General features: G+C 72.6%; 25 protein-coding genes and 1 pseudogene. 10 read left to right on the top strand and 16 right to left on the bottom strand.

The features are described 5' to 3' along the window. Window positions 1–81: 81 nt before the first annotated feature. The 5 genes from ACIPXM_RS00270 to ACIPXM_RS00250 all read right to left on the bottom strand — a co-directional run bounded on the left by ACIPXM_RS00270 (window position 82) and on the right by ACIPXM_RS00250 (window position 4,117). Window positions 82–582, bottom strand: coding sequence for a Fur family transcriptional regulator (locus tag ACIPXM_RS00270; protein WP_401649938.1), 501 nt, complete (start codon window positions 580–582; stop codon window positions 82–84). 50 nt (window positions 583–632) lie between these two features. After that, window positions 633–1,205, bottom strand: a complete 573-nt coding sequence (locus tag ACIPXM_RS00265) for an FABP family protein (RefSeq protein ID WP_401649935.1) — start codon at window positions 1,203–1,205, stop codon at window positions 633–635. Between the two features lie 301 nt (window positions 1,206–1,506). Beyond that, complete coding sequence (locus tag ACIPXM_RS00260) at window positions 1,507–2,382, bottom strand: hypothetical protein (RefSeq protein WP_401649932.1); 876 nt, start codon at window positions 2,380–2,382, stop codon at window positions 1,507–1,509. Then, window positions 2,379–3,290: a hypothetical protein gene (locus ACIPXM_RS00255; protein ID WP_401649929.1), complete on the bottom strand. Its 912-nt coding sequence runs from the start codon at window positions 3,288–3,290 to the stop codon at window positions 2,379–2,381. The genes ACIPXM_RS00260 and ACIPXM_RS00255 overlap by 4 nt, the downstream gene beginning before the upstream one ends. 11 nt (window positions 3,291–3,301) lie before the next feature. Next, complete coding sequence (locus tag ACIPXM_RS00250) at window positions 3,302–4,117, bottom strand: hypothetical protein (protein ID WP_401649926.1); 816 nt, start codon at window positions 4,115–4,117, stop codon at window positions 3,302–3,304. 120 nt (window positions 4,118–4,237) lie between these two features. Here ACIPXM_RS00250 and ACIPXM_RS00245 point away from each other — a divergent pair, with 120 nt between their 5' ends. Next, the gene (locus ACIPXM_RS00245) at window positions 4,238–4,600 is read left to right on the top strand and encodes a DsrE family protein (RefSeq protein ID WP_401649923.1); all 363 of its coding nucleotides are present in this window, start codon (window positions 4,238–4,240) and stop codon (window positions 4,598–4,600) included. 62 nt (window positions 4,601–4,662) lie between these two features. On the opposite strand, the gene ACIPXM_RS00240 is transcribed toward ACIPXM_RS00245, so the two are convergent. From ACIPXM_RS00240 to ACIPXM_RS00205, 8 genes are all read right to left on the bottom strand, one after another. After that, window positions 4,663–4,926 carry a DUF3099 domain-containing protein gene (locus ACIPXM_RS00240; RefSeq protein WP_401649920.1) on the bottom strand — a complete coding sequence of 88 codons (264 nt, stop codon included), beginning with the start codon at window positions 4,924–4,926 and terminating at the stop codon, window positions 4,663–4,665. A 204-nt stretch (window positions 4,927–5,130) separates the two neighbouring features. After that, entirely contained in the window at window positions 5,131–5,418 is a 288-nt protein-coding gene (locus ACIPXM_RS00235; RefSeq protein ID WP_401649917.1) for a DUF1416 domain-containing protein, read from the bottom strand. Window positions 5,419–5,466: 48 nt separating this feature from the next. Continuing rightward, window positions 5,467–6,312, bottom strand: coding sequence for a sulfurtransferase (locus ACIPXM_RS00230; protein ID WP_401649915.1), 846 nt, complete (start codon window positions 6,310–6,312; stop codon window positions 5,467–5,469). A gap of 151 nt (window positions 6,313–6,463) precedes the next feature. Next, window positions 6,464–6,544 (bottom strand): putative leader peptide, encoded by an 81-nt coding sequence (locus ACIPXM_RS00225; RefSeq protein ID WP_350497993.1) that lies wholly within the window; start codon window positions 6,542–6,544, stop codon window positions 6,464–6,466. A 297-nt stretch (window positions 6,545–6,841) separates the two neighbouring features. Continuing rightward, window positions 6,842–7,579, bottom strand: coding sequence for a DUF2993 domain-containing protein (locus tag ACIPXM_RS00220; protein WP_401649912.1), 738 nt, complete (start codon window positions 7,577–7,579; stop codon window positions 6,842–6,844). A 137-nt stretch (window positions 7,580–7,716) separates the two neighbouring features. Next, on the bottom strand, window positions 7,717–9,075 hold the full coding sequence (locus tag ACIPXM_RS00215) for a hypothetical protein (RefSeq protein ID WP_401649909.1): 1,359 nt from the start codon (window positions 9,073–9,075) through the stop codon (window positions 7,717–7,719). 10 nt (window positions 9,076–9,085) lie between these two features. Next, window positions 9,086–9,340 carry a MoaD/ThiS family protein gene (locus tag ACIPXM_RS00210; protein WP_401649906.1) on the bottom strand — a complete coding sequence of 85 codons (255 nt, stop codon included), beginning with the start codon at window positions 9,338–9,340 and terminating at the stop codon, window positions 9,086–9,088. Between the two features lie 45 nt (window positions 9,341–9,385). After that, on the bottom strand, window positions 9,386–10,303 hold the full coding sequence (locus ACIPXM_RS00205) for an alpha/beta hydrolase family protein (RefSeq protein ID WP_401649903.1): 918 nt from the start codon (window positions 10,301–10,303) through the stop codon (window positions 9,386–9,388). A 210-nt stretch (window positions 10,304–10,513) separates the two neighbouring features. On the opposite strand from ACIPXM_RS00205, the gene ACIPXM_RS00200 reads away from it, so the two are divergent. The 5 genes and pseudogenes from ACIPXM_RS00200 (at window position 10,514) to ACIPXM_RS00180 (ending at window position 16,362) form a co-directional block, all read left to right on the top strand. After that, window positions 10,514–11,314, top strand: a complete 801-nt coding sequence (locus tag ACIPXM_RS00200) for a response regulator transcription factor (RefSeq protein ID WP_401649901.1) — start codon at window positions 10,514–10,516, stop codon at window positions 11,312–11,314. A 272-nt stretch (window positions 11,315–11,586) separates the two neighbouring features. Next, window positions 11,587–12,609 (top strand): LacI family DNA-binding transcriptional regulator, encoded by a 1,023-nt coding sequence (locus ACIPXM_RS00195; protein WP_401649898.1) that lies wholly within the window; start codon window positions 11,587–11,589, stop codon window positions 12,607–12,609. Between the two features lie 123 nt (window positions 12,610–12,732). Continuing rightward, window positions 12,733–13,953, top strand: coding sequence for a S1C family serine protease (locus ACIPXM_RS00190; RefSeq protein WP_401649896.1), 1,221 nt, complete (start codon window positions 12,733–12,735; stop codon window positions 13,951–13,953). Between the two features lie 34 nt (window positions 13,954–13,987). Then, window positions 13,988–14,812: pseudogene (locus ACIPXM_RS00185) on the top strand (response regulator transcription factor); the annotation flags it as partial. A gap of 98 nt (window positions 14,813–14,910) precedes the next feature. Continuing rightward, window positions 14,911–16,362 (top strand): sensor histidine kinase, encoded by a 1,452-nt coding sequence (locus tag ACIPXM_RS00180; protein ID WP_401649894.1) that lies wholly within the window; start codon window positions 14,911–14,913, stop codon window positions 16,360–16,362. Here the strand turns inward: ACIPXM_RS00180 and ACIPXM_RS00175 are convergent. From ACIPXM_RS00175 to ACIPXM_RS00165, 3 genes are all read right to left on the bottom strand, one after another. Beyond that, on the bottom strand, window positions 16,327–17,196 hold the full coding sequence (locus ACIPXM_RS00175) for a phosphatidylinositol-specific phospholipase C (protein ID WP_401649891.1): 870 nt from the start codon (window positions 17,194–17,196) through the stop codon (window positions 16,327–16,329). The genes ACIPXM_RS00180 and ACIPXM_RS00175 overlap by 36 nt on opposite strands. 146 nt (window positions 17,197–17,342) lie before the next feature. Continuing rightward, window positions 17,343–20,642 carry a FlgD immunoglobulin-like domain containing protein gene (locus ACIPXM_RS00170; protein WP_401649888.1) on the bottom strand — a complete coding sequence of 1,100 codons (3,300 nt, stop codon included), beginning with the start codon at window positions 20,640–20,642 and terminating at the stop codon, window positions 17,343–17,345. Between the two features lie 239 nt (window positions 20,643–20,881). After that, complete coding sequence (locus tag ACIPXM_RS00165; protein WP_401649885.1) at window positions 20,882–22,723, bottom strand: bifunctional metallophosphatase/5'-nucleotidase; 1,842 nt, start codon at window positions 22,721–22,723, stop codon at window positions 20,882–20,884. A 185-nt stretch (window positions 22,724–22,908) separates the two neighbouring features. Between ACIPXM_RS00165 and mshD the strand changes: the two genes are divergently transcribed. The 4 genes from mshD to ACIPXM_RS00145 all read left to right on the top strand — a co-directional run bounded on the left by mshD (window position 22,909) and on the right by ACIPXM_RS00145 (window position 26,263). Next, window positions 22,909–23,838 (top strand): mycothiol synthase, encoded by a 930-nt coding sequence (gene mshD / locus ACIPXM_RS00160; RefSeq protein WP_401649882.1) that lies wholly within the window; start codon window positions 22,909–22,911, stop codon window positions 23,836–23,838. A gap of 126 nt (window positions 23,839–23,964) precedes the next feature. Next, window positions 23,965–24,411 carry a GntR family transcriptional regulator gene (locus ACIPXM_RS00155; protein ID WP_401652403.1) on the top strand — a complete coding sequence of 149 codons (447 nt, stop codon included), beginning with the start codon at window positions 23,965–23,967 and terminating at the stop codon, window positions 24,409–24,411. Then, the gene (locus ACIPXM_RS00150) at window positions 24,408–25,283 is read left to right on the top strand and encodes an ABC transporter ATP-binding protein (protein WP_401649879.1); all 876 of its coding nucleotides are present in this window, start codon (window positions 24,408–24,410) and stop codon (window positions 25,281–25,283) included. Before ACIPXM_RS00155 ends, ACIPXM_RS00150 begins: the two co-directional genes overlap by 4 nt. Beyond that, the gene (locus tag ACIPXM_RS00145; RefSeq protein ID WP_401649876.1) at window positions 25,280–26,263 is read left to right on the top strand and encodes an ABC transporter permease; all 984 of its coding nucleotides are present in this window, start codon (window positions 25,280–25,282) and stop codon (window positions 26,261–26,263) included. Before ACIPXM_RS00150 ends, ACIPXM_RS00145 begins: the two co-directional genes overlap by 4 nt. The last annotated feature ends 295 nt before the right edge of the window (window positions 26,264–26,558 follow it).

The raw sequence follows: 26,558 nt of genomic DNA, 5'->3' as shown, positions 1-26,558 counted from the left end.
GGAAAAGCGTACGACTACGCGACGGCGTCCCGGCGGGGACATTCGTTCAAGGCCGGCCGACGGCCAGGACCGAGCCGTCGGCTAGGACGGAGCCGTCGGAGGCGCCTCGGCCGACCCGGGGGGCGCCGCACCCTCCGCCACCTCCGCCGCCTCCGTCTTCGCCGTCTTCGCCGTACAGCCCTCGCACCTGCCGAAGATCGCGAAGTGCTTCATGTCCGTGTCGAAGCCGAAGGTCTCGCGGAGCTTGCCGGTGAAATCGGCGGCCATCTCCACGTCCACCTCGATGACCTCGGCGCAGTCCCGGCAGACCAGGTGCAGATGGTGGTGCCGGTCGGCCAGGTGGTAGGTCGGCGAGCCGTGCCCCAGATGGGCATGGCTGACCAGACCCAGCTCCTCCAGGAGCTCCAGGGTCCGGTACACGGTGGAGATGTTGATCCCGGAGGCGGTCTTGCGTACCTCGACGAGGATGTCGTCGGGGGTGGCGTGCTCCAGCACGTCCACCGCCTCCAGGACAAGCTGGCGCTGAGGCGTCAGCCGGTAGCCGCGCTGCCTCAGGTCGCTCTTCCAGTCGGTGCTCACCACGCCCCCAGTGTAGGAGGGCGTGGCGGCCGAACGGGCGGGCCCGCGATCTCCTACTTGAAGAAGGCGATGCCGTCCTCGGGCAGGTCGCCGAGGTTGCGCGCCATCTCGGCGACCTCCTCGGGCGTGACGACCTTCTTCAGGTGCGCCGACATGTAGGGGCGCAGCGGCACCTCTGGGGTGGCCTTCTCGCCGACCCACATCAGGTCGCTGTTGACGTAGCCGTAGAGCCGCTTGCCACCGCTGTACGGGCCGGACGCCTCGGTGCGGGCGACGGCGTCGGTCGCGACGTCGATCTGCGGCTTCTGGTGGGCGAGCTCGCCGTACCAGACCTCGACGACGCCCTGGTCGCGGACCATGACGATCTCGACCTTGCGGTCCTTGTCGATGCGCCAGTATCCGCTCTCGCTCTCCAGCGGGCGGACCTTGTTGCCGTCGGCGTCGAGCACCCACGAGTGCGAGTGGTACTCGAGGAAGTCACGGCCGTCGTGACTGAAGGTCACGGACTGACCGAAGTTGCACTTCTCTGCGCCGGGGAAGTCGGAGACACCCGCGCCCTCCCACGTACCGAGCAGGAACGCGAGGGGGACGAGCCCCGGGTTGAGGTCGGACGGAATCTGGATCATGAGCAGCTCAGGCGATCTGTGTGGAGGGGGTTCAGCGCTGGCCCTGGTACAGCTTCTTCACGGCCAGACCGGCGAAGGCGAGCACCGCGACGCAGACCAGCGCGAGCAGGACTTCGAAAAAGACGATCACTTGGTGCTCCTCGGTGAGCGGCGAAGGCGGACGGGCCGGCCCCCAGCTTAGTGGGCGGGGGCCGGGCCCTCTCGGTGAGGTGGGTCTCGCCGGGGGATCTCCGACGGATCCCCGGCTGTTCTCCGACGGGTCTCCGGCTGATCTCCGGCTGATCTCCGAAGGCGGTGGGCGTCAGCCCAGCAGCTGGTTCTGCAGGGTCACCGTCTGCCGGAACGGGACCGGGGCCGCCTCGCCCGCGCGGGACTGGACGATCAGGGCCAGCGTGTCACCGGCCTGGACGTAGCCCCAACGGGTCTGCTCGGGGCCGTACGGCTCCTTCTCGGTCACCCCGTAGACGGCCGTGTCGGTGACGTCGATGTCGTCACCGAGCGCGTCGGTCTCGACGCCCTGCACCCCGTCCAGGAGCACCGGCGAGGACGAGCCGGCCTCGACGGCGTCGTCCTTGAACGCCTCGGAGAAGTCGGCGGACGTGAAACGCAGCAGGTAGATGGTGCTGCGGGTGCCGTCCGGCATCGTCCAGGCGCGGGCGGCGACGTGCCGGAGCGCCGAGTCGTCCAGGGCCTGCTTCAGCGCGGCGCGCTTGTCCTTGCCGTAGACGGCGAGGTACTGGTCGACGCTCACCCAGCCGCCGTTCAGCTTCGGGTCGACGGTCGCGCCTGCGGGCGCGGGCAGCAGCAGCGCGCGCAGGTCGGCGTGGTGCACCTCGGCCGGGTTGCTGTCCGAGAACGGGCGCGGGGAGCCCTCGGGCAGGGCCGGCAGGCTCAGCTTCGGGTAGTCCCAGCGGCCGTCGCTCGCGGTGGCGAGACCGGGCACGTCGGTGCGGTCCATGGAGGTGATCGCGGCGGCCGTGCCCGCCCCGAGCCCGCCGCAGACGACGACGGCGGCGGTCCACCGGGCGACGGCGCCGAGGACCCTCCGGGAGCGGGAGCCGGATCCGGAGCGGACGGCGGGGGTGGGCTCGATGCCGGGCTCGGACACCTGGGCGGTGGGCTCGGACACCTCGACGCCGGTCTCGGGCGCCTCGGCGGTGGGCGCGGGCTCGGTCATACGTACTCCCCCGGGGACTTGATGTGGTCGAGCTGCTGCCGCACCAGCTTCGCGACGGCGGACGTGTCGAGCGGCCTGCTGCCGCTGGCCGTGACCTGCACCGTGTACTCCGACTCGGACGCGGAACAGACCATGGTCGCGACGCCGTTCCGGGCTTCCTTCTTGTCCTCGGGCGGCGGCGCGGTCCAGCAGGAGGCGTTCTTGTACCCGGGGATCTTCGGGCCCTTGGGCAGCTCGAACAGGTCGGCGAGGTCGCTGCGCAACCGGTGCAGCTCGGCGCCGAGCTTCTTGTCCTTCAGATGCACGACCGTCACCTCGACGACCGGCGCCGAGGCGTCGGTGCGGGACACGTACGAGCGCAGCGCGATGCCCTCGATGCCGAGCTTGTCGATGCGCCGGTCGAACTCCCGGCGCTTCTTGCCGCTGAGGCCCTTGCCGCCCTCCTTGACCAGCGCCCGGGCGTCCCGCGCGCTGATCTCGGTGTCGTTGCCGTACTTGTCGATGTCCGGGCCGAGTCCGTAGCCGTCGGGCACCGGCAGCAGCAGCTTGCTCAGCGGCGTCGAGGCGCGGCCACGGTCGGCGGCGGCCGCCGGGTCCTTGCTGGTGACCGGCGGCTCCTCCCAGGCGATGGTCGGCGCGTGGCGCTCGGCCGAGGCGACCGTGACACCGGTGTACGTGGCTCCGCCGGCGACGCCGAGGACGAGGACGCCGGTGAGGACGTACGGGAAGAGGCGCCGCGCGGGGCGGCGGGGCGGGGCGGCGGTGTCCTGCTCCGGCTGCGGCTGCTGCTCCGGCTGAGACTGCTCCGGCTCCTGCGGCTGAGCCGCCGCCGTCACGTTCTCCGCGCTCTCCAGGCTCTCCGCGTCGTTCACGTTCTCCGTGTCGTTCACGTTCTCCGTGTCGTTCACGTTCTCCGCGTTCACAGGCGCCCCAGCTGCCGCTCGGTGAGCGAGGTGATCTCGTTCAGACCGATCTTCTTGGTGTCGATGACGAAGACCTCCAGGAGGAGGTCGCCCCGGTGGACGATCCCGCGCGCCCAGTACATGTCCTCGTAGCCCGCCTCGCGCTTCACCGGCTCCACATAGGCCCGGCCGTCGGCGCTGCCCTTGAGCGGCCCGCTGCTCACCGCGTCACCGGCGACGCTCTCCCGCTGGTCGGACGCCCAGTCGGCGGCGTGGGCCCCGTCCTCGGGCCGGAACTGCACCAGGCGGATCGTGACCACCTTGGTGTCGCCGGTCATCCACCCGGTCCCCGCGACCCGGCGGATCCCGTCATCGACGAGGCCGTCGAAGGCCCGGCCGGGGAACTCGTACTCGCTCGCGAACTCGGCGGTCGTCATCCACCGGGGCTTGTCCCCCGTCCCGGCGGCCTTCGCGCCCGCGGGCCTCGGCAGCAGCAGCTTCACGAGATCGCCGTTCCGCGCCGTCTGCCGGTCCTCGGCCGCCGAGAGCGGCGTCGGCTCCTGGCCCTTGGGCAGCGGCTTGGCCGGGTACGCGAGAGCGGGCTGGTTGAGCGCGGGCAGCGCGGTGGGCTCGCGGTCGGCCTGGATGCCGTAGCCCACCGCCGTACCGCCGACGACGCCGAGGACGGCGGCGACGGCGATCAGCGCGAGCGTACGGCCGAGGCGGCGCGGCGGCGCGGAAACCGGCAGCGATGCGGGTTCCGGGAGCGGCGCGGGCGCGGTCCGCTCCGGGATCGGCTCGGCATCCGGTGGATTCGATGCGGTCTGCACCACTTCTGTGGCTTCCAAAACAGTCCCCCCACGAGACTAGAAGCGCGGATTCCGTTATCCGCGTGCCTAGCTGACACGTGAGAGCCGCATGAGGTTGCCGACCACCGCATTACAGTTCGGTATATGGCGAAGAAACTCGTGCTCAAGGTGACCGCGGGAGCCGACGCTCCCGAACGCTGCTCCCAGGCATTCACCGTGGCCGCCGTCGCGGTGGCGAGCGGCGTCGAGGTCTCCCTCTGGCTGACCGGCGAGTCCTCGTGGTTCGCCCTGCCGGGCCGCGCGGCCGAGTTCGACCTGCCGCACGCCGCCCCGCTCCCCGACCTGATCGACTCGATCCTCGCGGCGGGCCGCGTGACCCTGTGCACCCAGTGCGCCACCCGCCGGGAGATCACCGAGGACGACGTCCTGAAGGGCATCCGCATCGCGGGCGCGCAGGTCTTCGTCCAGGAGGTCATGGCCGACGACACCCAGGCCCTCGTCTACTGACGACATCCAGGCCCTCGTCCCTTGAGACCCGTCCACCGAGTCCCAGTCCGCCGAGTCCCGCCTCAGGGATCCTTGCGCTTCTTGCCGTCGAGCTCGTCCCACCAGTCGTCGGACTGCCGGTCCCCGGACGGGTCGTCCCACCAGCGGTCGTCCGGGCCCCGCCGGTTCGCGGTCATCGCGGCCACCGGCGGGATCAGCATCGCGACCACGCACATCGCGATGGCGGCCGGCACCGAGAACAGCCGCACCACAGCCCAGGCGCCCACGAAAAGCACCAGGCAGACGCCCATCATCCAGAAGTAGACACGCCGTCGCCGTGCGTACACACCTTCAGCGTACGACCGCGAAGGCCCCCCCCGCCCAGAGGAACACGGGAAAGCCGAGGGGCCGTGCCTCGTGTCCTGGTTCGGCGTCCAACCCCCCAGGAGGCACGGCCCCTCGGCCGTCATGAGTGACCCTTCGGGTCGGACCGCGATCAGACCGCGATCAGACCGCGATCGGACCGCGATCGGACCCCGGTCAGTCCGCGATCAGACCGCGATCGCGACCTCGGCGAGGCCGCCGTGCTGCGCCACGACCTGACGGTCGGCGGTGCCGCCGGGGATCAGGGCGCGGACGGTCCAGGTGCCCTCGGCCGCGTAGAAGCGGAACTGGCCGGTGGCGGAGGTCGGGACCTCGGCCGTGAACTCGCCGGTGGAGTCCAGGAGTCGGACGTAGCCGGTGACCGGCTGGCCGTCCTTGGTCACATAGCCCTGGATGGTGGTCTCACCGGGCTTGATGGTCGAGGCGTCGGGGCCGCCGGGCTGCGCTCCGCACATGATGGGAATCCTTACGGTCGAGGAGAGGGGTGAGGCGGGGGCGAAGGGTTACTTCGCGGCGCCGAGCTCGATCGGCACGCCGACGAGGGAGCCGTACTCGGTCCAGGAGCCGTCGTAGTTCTTGACGTTCTCGACACCGAGCAGCTCGTGCAGCACGAACCAGGTGAGCGCGGAGCGCTCGCCGATGCGGCAGTAGGCGATGGAGTCCTTCGCCAGATCGACCTGCTCGTCGGCGTAGAGCGCCTTCAGCTCGTCGTCCGACTTGAAGGTGCCGTCGTCGTTGGCGTTCTTCGACCACGGGATGTTGCGGGCCGAGGGCACGTGGCCCGGGCGCTGCGACTGCTCCTGCGGGAGGTGCGCCGGGGCGAGCAGCTTGCCGGAGAACTCGTCGGGCGAGCGCACGTCGACAAGGTTCTGGGTGCCGATCGCGGCCACGACGTCGTCGCGGAACGCGCGGATCGAGGTGTCCAGGGCCTTGGCCTTGTACTCGGTGGCCGGGCGGCTGGGGACCTCGGCGCCGTCGACCAGGTCGCGGGAGTCGAGCTCCCACTTCTTGCGGCCGCCGTCGAGGAGCTTCACGTCCTGGTGGCCGTAGAGCTTGAAGTACCAGTAGGCGTACGAGGCGAACCAGTTGTTGTTGCCGCCGTAGAGGACGACCGTGGTGTCGTTGCCGATGCCCTTGGCCGAGAGGAGCTTCTCGAAGCCCTCCTGGTCGATGAAGTCACGGCGGACCGGGTCCTGGAGGTCCTTCGTCCAGTCGATCCGGATCGCGTTCCTGATGTGGTTCTTGTCGTACGCCGAGGTGTCCTCGTCCACCTCGACCAGGGCGACCTGGGGGTTGTCGAGGTTGGCCTCGACCCAATCGGCGTCGACCAGGACGTCGCTGCGAGCCATGCTGTTTCTCCTCCGGGGCAGTGTGCGGCGGTTCGTGCGGGGTGGTGCGGGTACGCGTCGGCGCGCGGCGACGGCGGCGTACGGCTGCGCAGGGGCGGCCCCGACGTCACGTCGAAGGGCCTGAGGGAATGCGGGACGCGTACGGTCCCGCTCAGACTGAGCGACAGAGCATGGCGGCGACGCGGCACAGGTCTACTGCCCGCCGCTTCGTGAGATCCGCCTGTCGCTTCATGCCCTCGATCGTAGGGACGGACAGGCGGCCGTGTCACCGTCGTGTCGCATTTTGAGACTCGATCATCCAACATGCGGGATCAGAAAAGGGTACGGATCACCCCCGAGGGCCCCGCGCCACCCGGCTCGCCGAAGGTTTCTACGGATCGGACAGACCCGTCTCACGATGTGATCAAAGGTGTGATCGCCGGGCGGTCCCCCCGGCGACCGGGAACGCGCGGGCGCGCCCAGTCCGTGCCCAGCCCGCCCAGTCCGTGCCCAGCCCGCCCAGTCCGTGCCCAGCCCGCCCAGCCCGCGCTCAGCTCACCCGCAGCGACACGTCCTGGCCCGCCACCGTCGCCACCAGGCCGTCGGGCCGCGCCTCGACCTTCGTGAGCCGCACGCCCTTGGGCAGTCCCTCGATCTTCCGGTCGAAGTCGGTCCGCTCCCGCACCAGGCCCTCGAGCCCCGGGATGCCCTCGCCCGGCACCTCGTCCGCGCGCACCCGGATCGTGTCGCCGTTCACCAGGGTCACCGAGGACAGCACGCTGCGGGTGATCTCCCGGCCCAGGATCCGCACCCCGCCCGTGACCTTGAGCTTCCCGGCGCCCGCGCCCTTGCCCGTACCGCTCGTACCGTTCGCACCGCCCGTACCGCCGTACTCGACGCGGGCCTCGCGGCCCGAGGCCGCCTCCAGGTCGGGGTAGCCGATCACGGCGGTGCCGTCCGCGCGGCCCGCGCGGTCGATCGCGTAGTCCCCGTCGAGGGTGACGTCCCGCAGGTCCAGGGCCAGTTCGCCGATCCGCACCGGCCGGCCGCCCGCCTGCGCCCGTACCCCGGTCAGTCGCACCTCGACCTCGTCGAAGCGCCGGTCGGCGGCCTGGGTGAGGAACGGGAAGCCCTTGATGTCGACGTCCGCCGACTCGGGCCGGACGGCTCCGACGCGCGCGGTCGCGGCGGCCTCGGACTCCGCGTACGAGGCGGCGACCCGGTCGGCGCCGACCCCGAGACCACCGAGCACCACGGCCAGGATCAGCACCACCCGCAGTGCCCGCATACGTCACAGCCCCTTTCCCCGACAGGTCGGGGGCAGGCACGAAAAACCGGCCCCCCGACACGAAGATCGACGTGTCGGAGGGCCGGTCGGTTCCCGGCGGGCCGTCGGGGCGGTCCCGGGGGCGGCCCCGAAAGCAATCAGGCGAGCGCGCGGCCGAGCAGGTAGACGGCGGGCGCGGCGGCGGTCAGCGGAAGGGCGACACCGGCCGTCATGTGCACGAACCGCGACGGGTAGTCGTAGCTGGCCGCCCGCAGGCCCACCAGGGCGCACACCCCGGCGCCCAGGCCGAGCAGCGCGCCCGAGGAACCCAGGTCGGTCAGGCCGCCGGCCGCGATCCCGGCGCCCGCCGCCGCGAGCAGCGCGACGACCAGCGAGACCGGGCCCGGCAGCGGCAGCGCCTTGGCGACGGCCGCCGCGGCCACCGCGAGGGCGCCGACGACGACCGCGTCCGGCTCCGCGCCGAGGTGTCCGGTGGCCAGGATCGTCAGCGCCGCCGACGCGACCGTGGCCATCAGGCCGTACATCCGCTCGTCGGGATCGGCGTGGCTGCGCAGCTGGAGCACCAGCGTGAGCAGCACCCAGACGCCGAGCGTGCCGATGATCGCGCCGGGCGCGTGCTCCCGGCCGACCGCGAGCAGCGCCGCGTCCGCGACGACACCGCCGAGGAAGGCGAGCGCGATGCCCTGCCGGGCGGGCCACATGCCGTTGAGCCGGAACCAGCCGGCCGCGGTGACCGCCTGGAGCAGCAGCAGCGGGACGAGCAGCCCGTACGGGCCGACGGCCGCGCCCACCGCGAGCAGCACGCCGAGTCCTGCGGTCAGCGCGGCGGGCTGGAGCCCGGGCTCGATGACCGGCGACCGGCCCTCGGCCCGCGCCCGCTGGGCGTCGGTGACCCGGGTGTTGCCGGAGAGGGTGGGCGGCGAGTAGGCGGGCCCGCCGTCGGCGCCGGGGGCCGCGGGCTCCGGCGCGGGAGCCGGGACCACGGGCTCGGCCGCCGTCGCCGGTACGGAGGCGTAGGGGGCGGCTTCCTGGGCGGCGGCCTCATAGCCGGTCGTCTCGTAGCCGGTCGCCTCATGGCCGGCCGGCTCGTACCCGCCGTCGTACGCCGGGGCGTGCGGGGCGGCCGGGGCGTACGCGGGCTCCGGCGCCGGGGCGGCGGCCTCGTACCCGTACCCCTGGCCGTACTCCTGCCGCCCGTACGCCTGGCCCTGCCCGTACGCCTGTCCGTACGACTGCTCGTTTCCCTGCTGCCCGAACGCCTGTCCCTGCTGCCCGTACGGCTGCTGCTCGTACGGCAGTTCCGGCGGCAGCGGCTGGGCGATGCTCTGCCCCTGCTGCGGGAACGGGGTGGTGGGCTGGGACTGGGGCCGGGGCTGGACGGTGGGCTGGAACTGGGTGTCCCAGGTCTGGCCCTCCCACGTCTGGGTGACCTGCGGGTCGTACGGCTGACCCTCGGGCTCGTACGGATACTGCGGGTACTGCTGATCACTGCTCATGGTGTGCGGTTCACCCTCCTGCGAACGGGGGGAGCACCTCGACCGTGCCGCCCTCCGCCAGCCGTACCGTCTCATGCGCGCGGGTCCCGACCGGGTTGCCGTCGATGAGGAACGAACAGCGTCGCAGCACCCGGGTCAGCTCGCCGGGGTGCCGTTCGCGGACCGCCGCCAGTGCCTCCGCGAGGGTCTCCGCCGTGTACGGCTCCTCGGCGACCCCGGCGGCGGACTTGGCCGCCGCCCAGTAGCGGATGGTTCCCGCTGCCATAGCGGCACTCCCTTCGTTCGTGTGCGCGCCGCCCCCCATGATGGGCTATGGGCGGGCCAGCCAGGCCCCGAGCCGGTCGAGGAGTTCCTCACCCGCCGCGTTCTCGGCGTGGCCCATGCCCCGCTCCAGCCACAGTTCGGCGGGCGCCCCGGCCGCCGCGGCCGCGTCCACCAGCATCCGCGGGTGGTCGACCGGGAAGTACGGGTCGCGGTCGCCGTGCACCACGAGCAGCGGGGTCGGCGCGATCAGCGGCACCGCCTCGTACGGGGCGAGCGGCACCGGCGACCAGTCCTTGCGGTCGATCCGGGTGCCGAGGCCCACCCGGCCGACGAGCCGCCCCACCGGCCGGGTCACCACCCAGTGCACCCGGCGCATCGACGGCGTGCCCCGGTAGTACCAGCGCGCGGGCGCGCTCACCGCCGCCACCGCGTCCGTGTGCGCGCCGGTGCCCCGCTCCAGGGCCGCGTGCCGCAGCACCACCGAGCCGCCCATCGAGAAGCCGACGGTCACCACGCGCGCGTGGCCGAGTTCACGGGCCCAGCGGACGGCGGCGGCCAGGTCCAGGACCTCACGGTCGCCGACCGTGGAGAGGCCGCCGGAGCGGCCGTGGCCCCGGAAGGAGAAGGACACGACGGCGGCGTGCCGGGCGAAGGCCCGGACGGCGCGGCGCAGCGCGGGCCGGTCGACCGAGCCGGTGAACCCATGTGCGACGACCACGGCGGTGGAGGAGGTCAGGGCGGCCGGGCCCCCGGGGACCGGCACGGCGCGGGACGAGTCCGTCCCGGTGACCGCCGTCGCGGTGACCGCCGGATCGGTGACACTTGCGGTGCACGGCTGATAAATCGCCTCGATCCGGACACCGTCATCCGTACGCAGATCCGTACGGATCGTGTCCCGCAGAGGACTGGAAGTGATCTGAGAGACATCCACGATGTGAAATCGCCCCTCTGCCTCGGAACTCATGTGGGCTATTCTGCTTGCCAGAGGATCCGGGCAATGCGGCCCCCGGGTCCTTTTGTGTTTTCCGACCGTTGTTACGGCCAGATGAACAAAAGCTCTCAAGGCGCGCGAGAGCCACACCACGTCCTCGCAGGGACCGAGGAGGAACCGACGTATGGACGAGCGAACCAAGCACGACCGACCGACGATCGTGGCCCGGGCAGGTGAGCCGCGATGAGCTCGCTGCTGCTCCTCACCAACGCCCTCCAGCCCTCGACCGAGGTGCTGCCCGCCCTCGGCCTGCTGCTGCACAACGTGCGCGTGGCGCCCGCCGAGGGCCCCGCCCTGGTGGACACCCCCGGCGCCGACGTGATCCTCGTCGACGGGCGGCGCGATCTTCCCCAGGTGCGTTCGCTGTGCCAGCTGCTGCGCTCCACGGGGCCCGGCTGTCCGCTGATCCTGGTGGTCACCGAGGGCGGCCTCGCCGCCGTCACCGCCGACTGGGGCATCGACGACGTGCTGCTCGACACGGCGGGCCCCGCCGAGGTCGAGGCGCGGCTGCGGCTCGCGATGGGCCGCCAGCAGCTCGGCGCCGACGACTCCCCGATGGAGATCCGCAACGGTGACCTGTCGGTGGACGAGGCGACGTACAGCGCGAAGCTGAAGGGCCGGGTGCTCGACCTGACCTTCAAGGAGTTCGAGCTGCTCAAGTACCTGGCCCAGCACCCGGGCCGGGTCTTCACGCGCGCCCAGCTCCTCCAGGAGGTGTGGGGGTACGACTACTTCGGCGGCACCCGCACGGTGGACGTGCACGTACGGCGGCTGCGGGCGAAGCTCGGCCCCGAGCACGAGTCGCTGATCGGCACCGTGCGCAACGTCGGCTACCGCTTCGTCACGCCCGAGAAGCCGGAGCGCGCGGCGGCGTCCGACGACCCGCGCGGCGCGGCGGGCGGCCGGTCCTCCGGCACCCGGCCGAGCACCCGCCAGGACGCGGTCGAGCGGGCCGCGCGGGCGGGCTCGCGCGCCGAGCTCTGAGCCGTACGAGATTCCCGTACGCGAGATCCGCGTACGGGAGATCCCCGGGGGCCCGGCCTCCGGGGACCTACGGTCACCGCCCTCCGGGGACGGCCCTCCGGGGAGGCGCTCCCCGGACGGGTGAGCGCACCGCCGCCGGGCCCGGCAGGGGCGCAAGGGGGCGCTCGTCAAGGAAGCCGCGCCGTGGCTCACTCCCCCGGGCTACGTCCGACGTGGCGTATGCCACAGCGGGCCCTGCCGGAGGCAAGGTCACCACGCGTAGACTCCCGCACGTGGCCAAGGTGACGCGGGACGATGTGGCGCGACTGGCGGGTACTTCGACCGCGGTCGTGAGCTACGTCATCAACAACGGACCCCGGCCGGTCGCCCCGGCCACGCGCGAGCGTGTCCTCGCCGCGATCAAGGAGCTCGGCTACCGGCCCGACCGGGTGGCGCAGGCGATGGCCTCCCGGCGCACCGACCTCATAGGCATGATCGTGCCGGACGCCCGGCAGCCCTTCTTCGGCGAGATGGCGCACGCGGTCGAACAGGCCGCCGCCGAGCGCGGGAAAATGGTCCTGGTCGGCAACTCCGACTACCGCGACGAGCGCGAGATCCACTATCTGCGGGCCTTCCTCGGCATGCGCGTCTCCGGTCTGATCCTGGTCAGCCAGGGCATGAGCGAGCAGGCCGCGAGCGAGATCGAGGCGTGGGACGCCCGGGTCGTGCTGCTGCACGAGCGGCCCGAGGCGCTCGACGACGTCGCCGTCGTCACCGACGACATCGGCGGCGCCCAGCTCGCCACCCGGCACCTCCTGGAGCACGGCCACCCGTACGTGGCGTGCCTCGGCGGCGTGCCGAACACCCCGGCCGTCGGCGACCCGGTCGCCGACCACGTCGAGGGCTGGCGGCGGGCCATGCTGGAGTCGGGCCGGTCCGTCGAGGGGCGCCTCTTCGAGGCCCCGTACAACCGCTACGACGCCTACCGGGTGGCGCTCTCGCTGCTCGCGGGCCCGGACCGGCCGCCGGCGATCTTCTGCTCGACCGACGACCAGGCGTTCGGTGTGCTGCGGGCCGCGCGCGAGCTGCGCATCGACGTGCCGACGGAGCTCGCGGTGGCGGGCTTCGACGACGTCAAGGAGGCGGCGCTCGCCGATCCGCCGCTGACCACCGTCTACTCCGACCGCCCGGCGATGGCCCGGGCCGCGGTGGACCTGGTGCTCGACGACTCGCTGCGGGTCGCGGGCTCGCGGCGGGAGCGGGTGAAGCAGTTCCCCTCGGCGCTGATCGTGCGCCGCTCCTGCGGCTGCGGCTGAGCCGCCAGGGCCCGGGGCCCGCCCTGGGCCCGAAGGGGCCTTTATTTCGGGCATACGGGCTTCTGTCGGGCTTCTCACTCCCCCCTCAGACGGTTCTCATGTACGGCTCCGAGAGTCATAGCCATGACGGACCACGAGCAGCCCCAGCCGCAGCAGCAGCCGTACTACCCGCCGAAGCCGGCTTACGAGCCCGGCCACGAGTCCGGGTCCGGCTACCCGTCCGGCCACGAGCCGACGCGGCCGGTCGAGCGGCCGGTCGAGCCGATCGTCACCGAGCCCGGCACCACCGTCTGGCCCTCGGCCGCCTCGTACGAGGCGGCCGCCTCCTACGCCGCCTCCGGCGGCCGGGTCCCGCCCTTCGGTCCCCCGGCCGACCCCGGCCCGCCGGCCGCCGGGGCGGGCCCGGTGCCCACCCCGCACCGCAGGGCCCGGCGCGGTGTGGGTCTGCTCGCGGCCGTGGCCATCGCCGCCGCGGCGGTCGGCGGCGGTACGGCGACCCTCGTCGAGCGGTGGACCTCCGACGGCGGTGGCGCCACGGCGAGCGGTGTGAACGGCACCAACGTCTCGGCGAGCAGCAAGGGCACGGTCGCCGGGGTCGCGCAGGCGGTCGCCCCGTCGATCGTGGAGATCTCCGCGAGCTCGAACTCCGGCAAGTCCACCGGCTCGGGCGTGATCATCACCTCCGACGGCGAGATCGTCACCAACAACCACGTCATCTCCGGCGCCTCCTCGATCAAGGTGCGGCTCTCGGACGGCAAGACCTACGACGCCAAGGTGGTCGGCACCGACCCCGACAAGGACCTGGCGCTGATCAAGCTGCAGGGCGCGTCCGGCCTGAAGGCGGCGAAGCTCGGTGACTCGTCCAAGCTCGCGGTGGGCGAGCAGGTCGTGGCGATCGGCTCCCCCGAGGGCCTGACCGGCACCGTCACCAGCGGCATCGTCTCCGCGCTCGACCGCGATGTGACCGTCGCCAAGGAGGACGGCGGCAGCGGGGGCAACGGCGGCGACGGAAGCGGCGGCCAGGACGGCAGCGGTGGCGGCGGGCAGCAGTGGGACCCGCGGCAGGGCTGGCCGTTCGAGTTCGGCGGCCAGCAGTTCAACGGCGACACCGGCTCGTCGAAGACCACGTACAAGGCGATCCAGACCGACGCCTCGCTCAATCCCGGGAATTCCGGCGGCGCGCTGATCAATATGAACGGCGAGATCATCGGAATCAATTCGGCCATGTATTCGCCCAGTTCCTCCTCGGGTTCGTCGGCGGGCAGCGTCGGCCTCGGATTCGCGATCCCGGTGAACACCGTGAAGGCCGATCTCGACAGCCTGCGCTCGGGCAGCGGCAGCTGACCTCGGGCGACGGGACGCATGCGACGCTGATCCCATGACGACGGGACACACGGGACACCACGAGAGCACCGCGGGCGGCGGGCACGGTGGCGGGAGCGGGCACGGTGGGAGCGCTGGGCCCGGCGGGGCCGACGAGCACACGAACGGCGCCGAGCGCATTCTCATCGTCGACGACGAGCCCGCGGTGCGCGAGGCGCTGCGGCGCAGCCTCGCCTTCGAGGGGTACGACACGCGGGACGCCGTCGACGGGCTCGACGCGCTCGCCGCGATGGAGTCGTACGGCCCCGATCTCGTCGTCCTCGACGTGCAGATGCCCCGGATGGACGGGCTGACGGCGGCCCGGCGGATCAGGGCGGGCGGTTCGACCGTGCCGATCCTGATGCTGACCGCCCGCGACACCGTCGGCGACCGGGTCACCGGGCTCGACGCGGGCGCCGACGACTATCTGGTGAAGCCGTTCGAGCTGGACGAGCTGTTCGCGCGGATCCGGGCGCTGCTGCGGCGCAGCTCGTACGCGGCCGCGGCGGCGGGCGGGCCGTCGGCGGACGGCCCGGGCGGCGACGTGCTGTCGTTCGACGACCTGCGGATGGACCTGGCGACCCGCGAGGTGACCAGGAGCGGGCGGCCGGTGGAGCTGACCCGCACCGAGTTCACCCTCCTGGAGATGTTCCTGGCGCACCCCCGGCAGGTGCTGACCCGGGAGCAGATCCTGAAGGCGGTGTGGGGCTTCGACTTCGAGCCGAGCTCGAACTCGCTGGACGTGTACGTGATGTACCTGCGCCGCAAGACCGAGGCGGGCGGCGAGCCGCGCCTGGTGCACACGGTGCGCGGGGTCGGCTATGTGCTGCGCGGCGCGGGCACGGGCTCCTCCGGTGTCGGCGGCGGCACCGGTCCGGCCACCACGGGCCCGGTCACCGGGGGCCCGGCCACCACGGGCCCGGTCACCGGAGGTCCGGAGTGACGAATCCGGCCGTACGGGCCGCCGCCTGGTTCAGGACCCGGCCGCTGCGCTCCCGGCTCGCGCTGCTCACGGCGCTCGCCGTGGCGGTGGCGGTGGCCGCCGTGTCCCTCGCGTGCTGGTTCGTGACCCGGGCGCAGCTGGAGCACGAGCTGGACTCCTCGCTGCGCGGCAGCAAGGTCGACAACTCCTATCTGAACCTGGTCCTGACCGGCTGCCGGCAGGGCACCCAGGTGCCGCCGCTGCCCCCGTACACGGTGCAGATCGTGCTGGCCGGCGGCGGCGTGTGCACCTCGGGGAAGGCGCCGATCCCGGCGCAGACCGCGGACGTGGAGGTGGCGCGCGGGCTGCTCGCCGAGACGCTGCACACCACGAAGGACGAGGACGGGCGCGAGATGCGCGTCTACACCTACGACGACCCGAGCAGGCCGGGGCAGGCGGTCTCGCTGGCCCGGCCGCTGTCGGAGATCGACAACTCGATGTCGACGCTGGGCTGGGTGCTGCTCCTGGTGTCGGGGATCGGGGTGGTCGGCGCGGGCGCGGCCGGTCTGTGGGTGGCGCGGACCGGTCTTGCCCCGGTGGACCGGCTGACCGGGGCGGTCGAGCACGTGGCGGCGACCGAGGATCTGACGGTGCGGATCCCGGTGGAGGGCGAGGACGAGATCGCCCGGCTGTCGCGCTCGTTCAACGCGATGACGGCGGCGCTCGCGACCTCGCGGGACCGGCAGGCGCAGCTGATCGCGGACGCGGGGCACGAGCTGCGGACGCCGCTGACCTCGCTGCGGACCAATGTGGAGCTGCTCGCGCGCAGCGAGCAGACCGGGCGGGCGCTGCCGCCGGAGGACCGGCGGGCGCTGATGGCGTCGGTGAAGGCGCAGATGACGGAGCTGGCGGCGCTGATCGGCGATCTCCAGGAGCTGTCCCGGCCTGAGGCGGCGGCGCCGGGCCCGCTGGAGGTCGTACCGCTGCACACCATTCTGCGGTCGGCGCTCGACCGGGCGCGGCTGCGCGGTCCCGAGCTGGTCTTCGAGACGGATCTGGCGCCCTGGTACGTCCGGGCGGAACCGGCGGCGCTCGAACGGGCGCTGGTCAACGTCCTGGACAACGCGGTGAAGTTCTCGCCGCCGCGCGGGACGGTCGAGGTGCGGCTGATGCGCGGTGAGCTGACCGTACGGGATCACGGGCCCGGGATCGCGCCGGAGGAGCTGCCGCACGTCTTCGACCGGTTCTGGCGTTCGCCGTCGGCGCGCAGTCTGCCCGGGTCCGGGCTCGGTCTGTCGATCGTGGCGCGGACGGTGGGCCGGGCGGGCGGTTCGGTGGCGCTGGCGGCGGCCGACGGCGGCGGGACGGTGGCGACGGTACGGCTGCCGGGGGCACCGACCCCGCCGCCCGAGCCCGCCGCGCCGGCGGGTGGGTCAGTTGTGCCGGATGAGGGATTCGACCAGTCCTGAGCGGGTGTTGGGGAAGTCGATCGGGACGATGCCGAGGCCCTTCCAGGCGGCGCCCTCGCCGTCGAGCAGGGCGTGCACCTGCGGGTTGAGCCGGTCGGCGTTCCAGCGCGGCGGGAGCCCCGCGGCGGTGGAGACGAAGTTGACGTGGAAGGGGCCGGTCCGGCCCGCGGCCTTGCGGAACTGGTCGCGGATCTTGGGCCACTTGGCGAAGGGCTCGGCCTGGTAGTCGTCCTGGACGTCGAAGTAGGCGCTGTCGGCCCAGCGCAGGCCGGGCAGTCCGGCGTTGTCGGCGAGCAGCACGACCTTGCCGCGGGCCTGCCCGAGGGTGGGCACGCCGTCGGCGATCCGGAACAGCGGGCGCCAGCCGCGGTTGTCCAGGTAGTCGTCGAAGATCGCGCGGAAGGTGGCGTCGGAGTCGGTCGAGTACTCCTGCTTGACCCGCATGAGCAGGGTCTCGGTGGGGTGCGCGGCGAGGAAGTCCCAGCAGGCGCCGAGGACGTCGCCGAACATCAGGTTCTGGTAGGCGGCCCCGTGGTGGATCGCGAAGGACCCGCCGGTGACCCGGCAGCGCACGTCGAGGAAGCGGATGCCGCTGTCGAGCTGCTGGGCGACGGTGGTGTTCTGGCATTCGGTCCAGGGCCCGCCGTAGCGGGCGCCGGTGTCGTGGGTGCCGGGGATCGTGAGCCTCTGGAGCGGGGTGGAGTCGCCGTGGGCGGCCATCCAGTCCTGCGTCCCGAGGACGGTGGCCGCCCGGGCGGAGCCGGCACCGGCCCCTACGAGGAGCGCGGCACCGGCTGTGGCGGCGGTACCCGCGAGAAAGCGTCGTCGGTCCATGCCCGCACTATCGCAGTCATTGACGTGCCCCTGCCAGACCTAGGTGGGGGACGCCTTGGTGAACCGTGTACGGACCGGGCCGTGCGGCCGATGCCGGTACGGGCCCGGCGAAAGCCGGGCCCGTACACGGTTCAGGTCTGCGTGAGTCAGCCGCCGTAGTAGCCGAACACGTCCACGATCACATCGGTCGAGCCCGCGTGGTTGTACAGGTACAGCTTCCCGTCAACCACCGGCACCACCACCAGGTTCGGCACCGTCCCGCCCTTCGGCAGGTTGATGTTCGAGACCTTCGGGGTCCCGGGGCGGGTGGTGGCCGCCAGATAGGTCGTGGCGGTCGCGTCGGTCGCGGTCACGTTCAGGACCACGGCCGACGCACCCTGCTTCGGCACCCCGCCGAGCCCCGCCACCGGCAGCGCGACGCTCCGCGCCGGACCGAGCGTGCGGCCGCCGAGACCCTGCCGGGTGTCCATCACCCGAGCCGGGGCCAGCGGCGTGAACGCGGACCCGCGGCCGGTGTTCCCGGCCGTGAAGTAGCCGGAGACGTCGGCGATCAGGTCGACGCTGCCCGCGTGGTTGTACAGCGTCACCTTGCCGTCCCTGACCGGCACGATCACCGAGTTCGCCACCGTCCCGCCCGCGGGCGGGTTGAGGCTGGAGGCACTGGACCGGGCCGTGCCGTACGGGTACACCGACACGAACGTCGACGCCGTCGGGGCCGTCGCGGTCACGTTCAGGACCACCGCCGACACGCCCGTCGCGGGCACCCCGCCCCGCCCGGCGACCTGGACGGAGACCGTACGGCCCGCACCCGCCTTCGCCTTGGCGGCACCGAGCCCGGCCCGGGTGTCGAGCACCCGCGCGGGCTCCACCGGCAGGAACCGGTCGCCCTCACCGCTCAGCGTGTAGTGACCGGAGACATCGGCGATCAGGTCGACGCTGCCCGCACGGTTGTACAGCGTCACCTTGCCGTCCCTGACCGGAACGGTCACCAGGTTCGACACCGTGCGCCCGGCAGCCACGTTGAGGTTCGAGGCACTGGACCGGGGCGTGCCGTACGGGTGGACCGACACGAACGTAGACGCCGTCGGGGCCGTCGCGGTCACGTTCAGAACCACCGCCGACACCCCGGTGGCGGCGACCCCGCCGCGCCCGGCGACCTGGAGCGTCACCGACTGCCCCGGGCCGACCTTCGCCTTGGCGGCACCGAGCCCGGCCCGGGTGTCGAGCAGCCGAGCGGGTGCGACCGGCCGGTAGGTGCCACGCCCGGCGCGGGTCACGAACACCTCGCCGCTGGTGCGCAGTTCGGGACCGGCCCCGTCGGCGGGGACGGCGCTGAGCTCCCAGGTGTAGCGGCCGTCGGCCGCGTCGCCACCGTCGGCCGTACGGCCGTTCCAGCCCGCGTCCACCCGGCCGCGCACCGCACCACCGCTCGTGGCGCTGACCACGGCCCCATCGCGGTCCTTCACGGTCAGCGTCCACGAGGCGGCGGGCTTGCTCAGCCACCAGCTCGCGGCCCAGGACGCACCGGCCGAAGCGCGGTCGAGCACCTCGGGCGTCTCGGCGTCGAGCGCGGCGAGCGCGGTGGCGGGGAAGCCGGTGGGGACGACGTGGATACGGTCCTCGTCGTCCGCGAAGGCGACATGACCGCCGAAGCGGTCGACGGCCACCGTGCCCGTCTTGCTCGTGGTGCCGAGCACCCGGGTGCGGCCGGTGCCGTCGAGGGCGAGGGCCGAGACCACGCGGTCCTGCGCGTAGGCCAGGTAGCCGTCGCCGAGCCAGGCGAGCTGGTGCTTGGGCAGCTGGACGTCCTGGCCGGTCCGCAGATCCCGCAGGTGGGCGCTGCCGTCACCGCAGGTCCCGTACAGGTAGCTGCCCCGCACCTGGAGGGTGGAGAGGTAACAGGAGGCGGTGGTGAGTCGCAGGCTCCGCAGGACGGCACCCGTGCGTACGTCCACGGCGGTCACCCGCGCGTCAGGCTTGGCGGACGCCGCCCACAGCGTGCCGCCGTCGAGGGCGACGGGGCCGGTGTCCGGCCGACGCAGCACGATCCGTCGCGTGTCGAGGTCGTAGACCACACCGGTGTCCTTCGGATCCCAGGTGCGGTAGGCCACGAAACGGCCCGAGGCCGCCGGCGGCCACGCCTTGTCGACGCCAGGCAGCGGCTGCGCCGGAAGCTTGTTGTCCGCGCCGAGCACGACGAGCCCGTCGCCATCGCCCTCGTCCTGGTGCACCACCCGGCCGTCACCGGTCGGTACCCCGGCCTGACAGTTCGCGCTGTACCCGCAGTTGCCGGCCACGTGGGGGTCGACACCGAGGTCCGCACGGGCCGTGGCGGCGGGCCCGCCGTCGACCGGAAGCTCCGCCGACCGGATCCTGGTGCCGTTGCCCGCCACCACGTCGGTGGAGCGCAGGACGCCCTGCCCCAGCGAGATGCTCTGAATGTCGGTCCGCACCGGCGGAACGTCCCCGAGCCGCGTCGCGACCGGCACGCCGCCGCCCTCCGGCACACGCACCAGATGCAGCGTGCGCTCGGTCCCCGCACCCTGGCGGGCCGCCACCACCGTGCTGCCGTCTGCGCTCACCTGGGTGTTCCCGATGACCTGGTCGAGGACCTGACGCTCGGTGCCGTCGGCGACGGACCGGGCGACGAGGACGGCCGGGGCGTCCGGGCTCGCGCCCGGCACACGGGCGAGCACTTGGCCGCCGAGGAACGCGACCGGCGTGCCGCCGCTCCACGGCATCGTCGCCTCAGGTCCGGACCAGTCGCCCGTCACGTCCCAGATCTGGAGCCGGTCGCCTGTCGGATAGAGCAGGAACCGGTCCGCGATCACCGCGTCGTACCAGTGCTTCCAGCGGTCCCCCGTGAGATCCGCCGACAAGGGGCGCAGGGCGAAGGAGTCGTCGACCCAGCCCACTGCGCCACCCCCTCGGGACCCGTAGATGGCGAGAAAGCCGTGCCCGTTCGCCCCCGCGTGGACGCTGCCGACGTACGTTCCCGCGGGCAGCCCGGACAACTGCTTGTCCCGCACGACACCTTGAACGGCGTACCGGAGGATGAGGTCGTGCGGGGCCGTCCTCGTCCGGGTGACGACGCCGAGGCCCATCGTCCCGAGGTGGTACCGGTCCTGCGGAATCGGGAGGAAAGTCTCGGTCCCGCTCTTCGGGTCGTAGATGTTCCCGCTCAGTCCCTCGACCCGGATCACGGCATCGCTGCCGGTGGGCTTGCCCTGCCATGCCCACCACGGGAGCTCCTTGCGCGAGCCGTCGGCGAACGACACCCACTGCGGCCTGTCCCTGCCCTGCACGAAGCCCGTCAGCCCGGCCGCCGGAATCACACCCGCAGAGGGATCCGCGCTGAACTCCGCCGGGAACACCGTCTCGGCCGGCCCCTCCGCCGCCCAGGCCGCGCCCGGACCGAACGGTCCCGCCGCTCCTCCCTGAGCCACCGGTGCCACCGAAAGCAGCGCCGTCGCCAAGGCGATCGCCGCCAGGGCCTTCGGCCGGCGCAGGCGCCCGCCCCCCGTACCCAGTCCTCGCACGCTGTGCGTCCCCTCCCCAGAGGTGTCAAAGTCGGCCGAGGTTACCAAAACTTGAATTCCGTACAAACTCAAAAAAGGAGGAGGCGGGGCCGCCGGCTCGGCGGCCCCGCCTCCTCCTTCAGACGTCAGCCCTTACGGCACCAGGGTCACTGCACGACCGTGATCCGGTCCGCCGCCGGCACCGCCAGCGGGGCCGTCGCCGAGGAGTGGGCCGCCAGGTAGGCGTTGAACAGGTCCAGGTCGGAGGCGCCGACGAGCTTGTTGGTGCCGGTGGCCAGGGCCGGGAAGCCGTCGCCGCCGCCCGCCAGGAACTCGTTCATCGCGACCCGGTAGGTCTTGCCCGGGTCGATCGCCTCGCCGTTCAGCTTGATGGTGCCGTCGACGACGCGGTCCGCGCCCGTCTTCGTCATGTCGAGCTTGTAGGTGAGGCCCTTGGAGACCTGGAGGATCTTGATCGAGTTCAGGTTGGCGCCGCTGACCTGCTGCTTCAGCGCGGCGATCACGTTCGCGCCGGAGAGGTCGACCACGTTCATCATGTTGGTGAACGGCTGGACGGTGAACGCCTCGCCATAGGTCACCACGCCGTCGCCCTCGGCGCCGGACGCCTTGTGGACCAGGTCGGCGCGGATGCCGCCCGGGTTCATCAGGGCCAGCTGGGCGCCGCCCTTGTCGGCCGGGGCGAGACCCTCCAGCTGGGCGTCGGCGATGACGTCGCCGAGCGGCTTCTCGTACGCCGAGGAGCCGCGGCCGTTGATGTCGGCGGCGATGTAGCCCTGCGGGCGGTTGGCGACCGGGGCGGCGAGCGCCTTCCAGTCGTCGATCAGCTTGGTGAGGTCCGGCGCCTTCGGCACGTCACGGGTGACGACCTTGTTCGCCGAGGCCACCGCGGTGCGGACGATGTCCTTGGTGCGGCGGTCGTAGGTCAGCGTGGTGTCGGTGAACACCTTGCCGTACGAGGAGGCGGAGGTGACGAGGCGCGGCTTGCCCGACGGGTCGGGGATGTTGCACACGTACGCCTGGTGGGTGTGACCGGTGACCAGGGCGTCGACCTGCGGGGTGACGTTCTTGGCGATCTCGGTGATCGGGCCCGAGATGCCGTCGCCCGCGCCGGGGCTGTCGCAGTCGTAGTTGACCGAGGCCGAGGCGGGCATGCCGCCCTCGTGCACCAGGGCGACGATGGACTTGACGCCCTTGCGCTCCAGGACCTTGGCGTACTTGTTGATCGTCTCGACCTCGTCGCCGAACTTCAGGCCCTTGACGCCCTCGGCGGTGACGATGTTCGGGGTGCCCTCCAGGGTCACGCCGATGAAGCCGATCCGGACGCCGTTCTTCTCCCAGATGAAGTACGGGTCGAGCATCGGCTTGCCGGTCTTCTCGTTCGTCACGTTGGCCGCGAGGTACGGGAAGTCGGCGCCCTTGAACTTCTTGCCGGGCACGAAACAGCCGGCCGTCGGGTGACAGCCGCCGTTCTGCATCCGGGCCAGCTCCTTGGCGCCCTCGTCGAACTCGTGGTTGCCCACCGAGGTGACGTCGAGGCCCAGCTTGTTCAGCGCGCCGATGGTCGGCTCGTCGTGGAACAGACCGGACAGCAGCGGCGAGGCACCGATCAGGTCACCGGCACCGGCCGTGATGGAGTAACGATTCCCCTTGCGCGCGTCGCGCAGATGGGTGGCCAGGTACTCGACACCACCCGCGTCGATCTTCTCGGTGGTGCCGTCGGCCTTGTTCCGCACGACCTGGCCGGAGGAACCGGCCGGCGGCTCCAGGTTGCCGTGCAGGTCGTTGAAGGACAGGAGCTGGACGTCGACCATCCGCCCCCAGTCCTTGCCGTGCCCCTTGCCGTGGCCGTGGCCGTACGAGGCCGAGTCGGCGCGGTCCTGCGCGGCACCGGCCGGCATCGCGGCGACCAGCGCGCCCACGGTGGCCAGCCCCGCCCCCGCGACGAGAATCCGCCGCACCGCCGTGTTCTTCTTCCGTGTCGCTGCCATGTCTCCCCAGTTCCTACGACTCCGGTCCTGCCCGCGCAGCCTATGGTCAACGCGCGTAGCGCAACAGGGGGTCACGGGTTACGAGCTGGTTGCCGTTGCCCGCCCGCGAGGCCGCCGCCCGCCCACCTGACAGTGTCCTGACGATCTCCCACAGCACCTCCCGGCACCGCCGTAGGCTCTTGGGCATGACTTCCGACGACGTGGCGCCGGCCCTCGAGCCCGGCCGGCAGATCACCACTCACGACGCGCTGAGCCCCGAGCAGGTGGCGGACGTCCTCGACCTCCTGGCGGCCGCCGACGAGGCCGACGGCGTGCACGCGGTCTCCGAGCAGGGCCGGCTGTACCTGCGGCACGGCAGCCGCGCGGGCGTCCGGCACCTGCTGCTCACGGTCGGACCCCGGCTGTACGGCTACGCCCAGCTGGAGGAGACCGACCCGGTCGAGGCCCCGGCGGCCGAGCTGGTGGTGCACCCGGCGCAGCGCGGCCGCGGCCACGGCCGGGCGCTCGGCACCGCGCTGCTCGACGCGTCCGGCAAGCGGCTGCGGGTCTGGGCGCACGGCGGGAAGTCGGCGGCCCGGCACCTGGCGCAGGTGCTCGGCCTGACCCTGTTCCGCGAACTGCGCCAGCTGCGCCGCCCGTTGGTGCCGCTCGACATCCCGGAGCCGGTGTGGCCCGAGGGCGTCACCGTGCGCACCTTCGTACCGGGCCAGGACGACACGGCCTGGCTCGCGGTGAACGCGGCGGCGTTCGCGCACCACCCGGAGCAGGGCTCGCTGACCCAGCGGGACCTGGACGACCGGATGGCGGAGCCGTGGTTCGACCCGAAGGGCTTCTTCCTCGCCGAGCGGGACGGGAAGCTGATCGGCTTCCACTGGACCAAGACGCACGCGGCGGAGCAGCTCGGCGAGGTGTACGTGGTGGGGGTCTCGCCGGACGCGCAGGGCGGCGGCCTCGGCAAGGCGCTGACGGCGACCGGCCTGCGGCACCTGGCGGCGCAGACGCTGCCGACGGCGATGCTGTACGTCGACGCGGACAACACGGCGGCGGTGCGGGTGTACGAGGGCCTGGGCTTCCGGACCCACGAGGTCGACCTCATGTACCGCACGGAGTCCTGACCCTTCCTCATCAAGGGGTCGACCGGGGGCGGTCGGCACTGTCTCTCGCCAGGAGACGGTTGACACCGCCCCTCCTTTCCACCACCCTTTCACTACTTCCTTAGTGAAAGGGTGGTGGACGTTCAGGTGCTCGCCTACCGCATCGACCGGCGCAGCGGGGTCGCCACCTACCTCCAGATCGTCCAGCAGACCAAACAGGCCCTCCGGATGGGCCTGCTGGAGCCGGGCGACCGGCTGCCGACCGCCCGCGAGGTGGTCGAAGCCACCGCGATCAACCCCAACACCGTCCTCAAGGCCTACCGCGAACTGGAGCGCGAAGGACTCGTCGAGGGCCGCCGCGGCCTCGGCACCTTCGTCCGCGCCACCCTCGGCACCGGCCCCGCCGACTCGCCGCTGCGCGGCGAACTCGCCGACTGGGCCCGGCGGGCCCGTACCGAAGGACTCGACCGCGACGACGTGGCCGCGCTCTTCACCGCCGTACTGGACCAGCACTTCCCCGACGAGCCCGCGCCCGCCCAGCAGCCGCCCGACGCCACCCATCCGGCCGACCCGAACGAGGGGGCCCTCGCATGACCCACGACATATCCCTGGCCACGACCGGTCTCGGCCTGCGCTACGGCCGAGGACCCCGCTCCCGGCAGCGGCCCTGGGCGCTGCGCGACTGCGCCTTCACCCTGCCCGCCGGCCGGATCTGCGCCCTCGTCGGACCCAACGGCGCGGGCAAGTCCACCCTGCTCGCCCTCGCGGCGGGCCTGCTGCGCCCCACCGAGGGCACCGTCACCGCCCCGCCCCGCGAGGAACTCGCCTACGTCGCCCAGGACAAGCCGCTCTACCCCCGGCTCACCGTCGCCGACACCCTCCGCCTCGGCCGGGAACTCAACCCCGGCCGCTGGGACCCGGCCGTCGCCGCCCGGATCCTCGCCGACGCGGCCCGCCCCGACACCCTGGTACGGGACCTCTCCGGCGGCCACCGCACCCGCCTGGCCCTCGCGCTCGCCCTCGGCAAACGGCCAGCACTGCTGCTCCTGGACGAGCCGATGAGCGACCTCGACCCGCTCGCCCGGCACCAGCTGATGGGCCATCTGATGGCCGAGGCCGCCGAACACGGCACCACGGTCGTGATGTCCTCGCACATCCTCACCGAGCTCGAAGGCGCCTGCGACCACCTCCTCCTGCTCCAGGACGGCCGGATCCGCCTCGACGGCGCCGTCGACGACCTGCTCGCCGGACACGCCCTGCTCACCGGCCCGGCCGCGGCGGCCGACCGGCTCGCCCCCGGCTCGGTGATCGAGTCCCGCACGACGGGCCGTCAGCTCACCGCCCTGGTCCGCCGCCAGGCCCCGGCACCGGCCGCGGACACCTGGCAGATCACCGACCCCACCCTGGAGGACCTCCTCCTGGCCCACCTCCGCACGCCCCACGGCACGGAAGGAGCAGCGGCATGACCAGCCCCAACGGACTCCACGGACTCCACGGCACCGCCTGGCTGACGGCCCGCCAGCACCGCCGCGTCCTCTGGGCGGCCCTCACCGCCGTCCTCCTCGCGGCCGCCGCGATGACCGCCCTCCGCATCTGGGACGCCCGTCACCCGGCCACCAGCGACGACAACACCGCGTACCAGACCCTCACCTGGGCCATGGAGAACGCCGGTCCGGCACTCCTGCTGCTCCCCCTCCTCGCGGGCGCGTTCGTCGCGGGCCCGCTGATCGCCCGCGAGTTCGAGACCGGCACCCACCGGCTCGCGCTCACCCAGTCGGTGACCCCGGCGGCCTGGCTGCGCGCCAAACTCCTCACCGTCACCGCCGCCCTGCTCGCGGGCACCCTTCCCCTCCTCGCGGTCTGGCACCTCGGCTGGACCCGGATCCACGGCACCGCCCTCGGCCAGTGGGGCGAGCGCGGCCCGTACGAGGCGAGCGGCATCGTCCTGATCGCGTACGACCTGGCGGCGGTCGCCGTCGGCGCGCTCGTCGGCCAGCTGATCCGGCGCACGCTGCTCGCGATGGCGGCGACCGGCACGATCACCGGCCTGATCCTGCTCACGCTCGGCGCGCTGCGCTGGTCCTTCCTGCCGACCACCCGGGCGACCGGCCCGGCCTCCCCCATCGGCAGCTATCCCGAACTGCCCCACGACGCCCTCACCGTCGACTCCGGCCTGCTCACGGCCTCCGGTGCCCGCTTCGACGGGTCGGCCTGCTGGTCACCGGCACAACGGGCCGCGGAATCCGGCGGCACCTGGTCCGACGGAGCATGGAACACGGCGTACGACAGCTGCCTCGCCGACCACCAGGTGACCACCCGCTACACCGACTACCACCCGGTGTCGCACTTCTGGCCGACCCAGCTGATCGAGACCGGCATCGTCCTGACGATCGCCGCGCTCACCCTCTACGCGGCCTTCCGGGTCCTGCGGTCCCGACTGCCGTAACCCGAGAACGGCGAGAAGCGGGGGGCGGGCCGGGGGGTGGGTCCGGGACGTGGAGCGTGATGTGCGGGGCGGGGAAAACAGGGCGTCCAGGTCTCTTGTGGCCGCGCCCCGCGCCGTCAATCATGCAGTCCCGGACCCACCCCCGGCCCGGCCCCCGCGCACCCACCGCGCACCCCCGGCGCACCCCCGCGCACGGGCCTCCAGAGGGCCGGAAAACGCCCCACCCTCGATCAGCCCCATATTCCCGGAGGACATGTCCTCGTTACCCATCATTCAGACGCGCTTGCGACGCTCA

The sequence above is a fragment of the Streptomyces sp. NPDC090025 genome (genome assembly GCF_044748125.1).
Taxonomy (GTDB): Bacteria; Actinomycetota; Actinomycetes; order Streptomycetales; family Streptomycetaceae; genus Streptomyces.
Note: the sequence above shows the minus strand (reverse complement) of the source record. Positions and strands in the feature narration are given on the sequence as shown.

What these genes read in the sequence shown, in the direction of transcription:
- ACIPXM_RS00265 (WP_401649935.1), bottom strand. Translation starts at nt 1,205, where the DNA reads ATGATCCAGATTCCGTCCGACCTCAACCCGGGGCTCGTCCCCCTCGCG.
- ACIPXM_RS00260 (WP_401649932.1), bottom strand. Translation starts at nt 2,382, where the DNA reads ATGACCGAGCCCGCGCCCACCGCCGAGGCGCCCGAGACCGGCGTCGAG.
- ACIPXM_RS00245 (WP_401649923.1), top strand. Translation starts at nt 4,238, where the DNA reads ATGGCGAAGAAACTCGTGCTCAAGGTGACCGCGGGAGCCGACGCTCCC.
- ACIPXM_RS00235 (WP_401649917.1), bottom strand. Translation starts at nt 5,418, where the DNA reads ATGTGCGGAGCGCAGCCCGGCGGCCCCGACGCCTCGACCATCAAGCCC.
- ACIPXM_RS00230 (WP_401649915.1), bottom strand. Translation starts at nt 6,312, where the DNA reads ATGGCTCGCAGCGACGTCCTGGTCGACGCCGATTGGGTCGAGGCCAAC.
- ACIPXM_RS00225 (WP_350497993.1), bottom strand. Translation starts at nt 6,544, where the DNA reads ATGAAGCGACAGGCGGATCTCACGAAGCGGCGGGCAGTAGACCTGTGC.
- ACIPXM_RS00220 (WP_401649912.1), bottom strand. Translation starts at nt 7,579, where the DNA reads ATGCGGGCACTGCGGGTGGTGCTGATCCTGGCCGTGGTGCTCGGTGGT.
- ACIPXM_RS00215 (WP_401649909.1), bottom strand. Translation starts at nt 9,075, where the DNA reads ATGAGCAGTGATCAGCAGTACCCGCAGTATCCGTACGAGCCCGAGGGT.
- ACIPXM_RS00210 (WP_401649906.1), bottom strand. Translation starts at nt 9,340, where the DNA reads ATGGCAGCGGGAACCATCCGCTACTGGGCGGCGGCCAAGTCCGCCGCC.
- ACIPXM_RS00205 (WP_401649903.1), bottom strand. Translation starts at nt 10,303, where the DNA reads ATGAGTTCCGAGGCAGAGGGGCGATTTCACATCGTGGATGTCTCTCAG.
- ACIPXM_RS00200 (WP_401649901.1), top strand. Translation starts at nt 10,514, where the DNA reads ATGAGCTCGCTGCTGCTCCTCACCAACGCCCTCCAGCCCTCGACCGAG.
- ACIPXM_RS00190 (WP_401649896.1), top strand. Translation starts at nt 12,733, where the DNA reads ATGACGGACCACGAGCAGCCCCAGCCGCAGCAGCAGCCGTACTACCCG.
- ACIPXM_RS00175 (WP_401649891.1), bottom strand. Translation starts at nt 17,196, where the DNA reads ATGGACCGACGACGCTTTCTCGCGGGTACCGCCGCCACAGCCGGTGCC.
- ACIPXM_RS00165 (WP_401649885.1), bottom strand. Translation starts at nt 22,723, where the DNA reads ATGGCAGCGACACGGAAGAAGAACACGGCGGTGCGGCGGATTCTCGTC.
- mshD (WP_401649882.1), top strand. Translation starts at nt 22,909, where the DNA reads ATGACTTCCGACGACGTGGCGCCGGCCCTCGAGCCCGGCCGGCAGATC.
- ACIPXM_RS00150 (WP_401649879.1), top strand. Translation starts at nt 24,408, where the DNA reads ATGACCCACGACATATCCCTGGCCACGACCGGTCTCGGCCTGCGCTAC.
- ACIPXM_RS00145 (WP_401649876.1), top strand. Translation starts at nt 25,280, where the DNA reads ATGACCAGCCCCAACGGACTCCACGGACTCCACGGCACCGCCTGGCTG.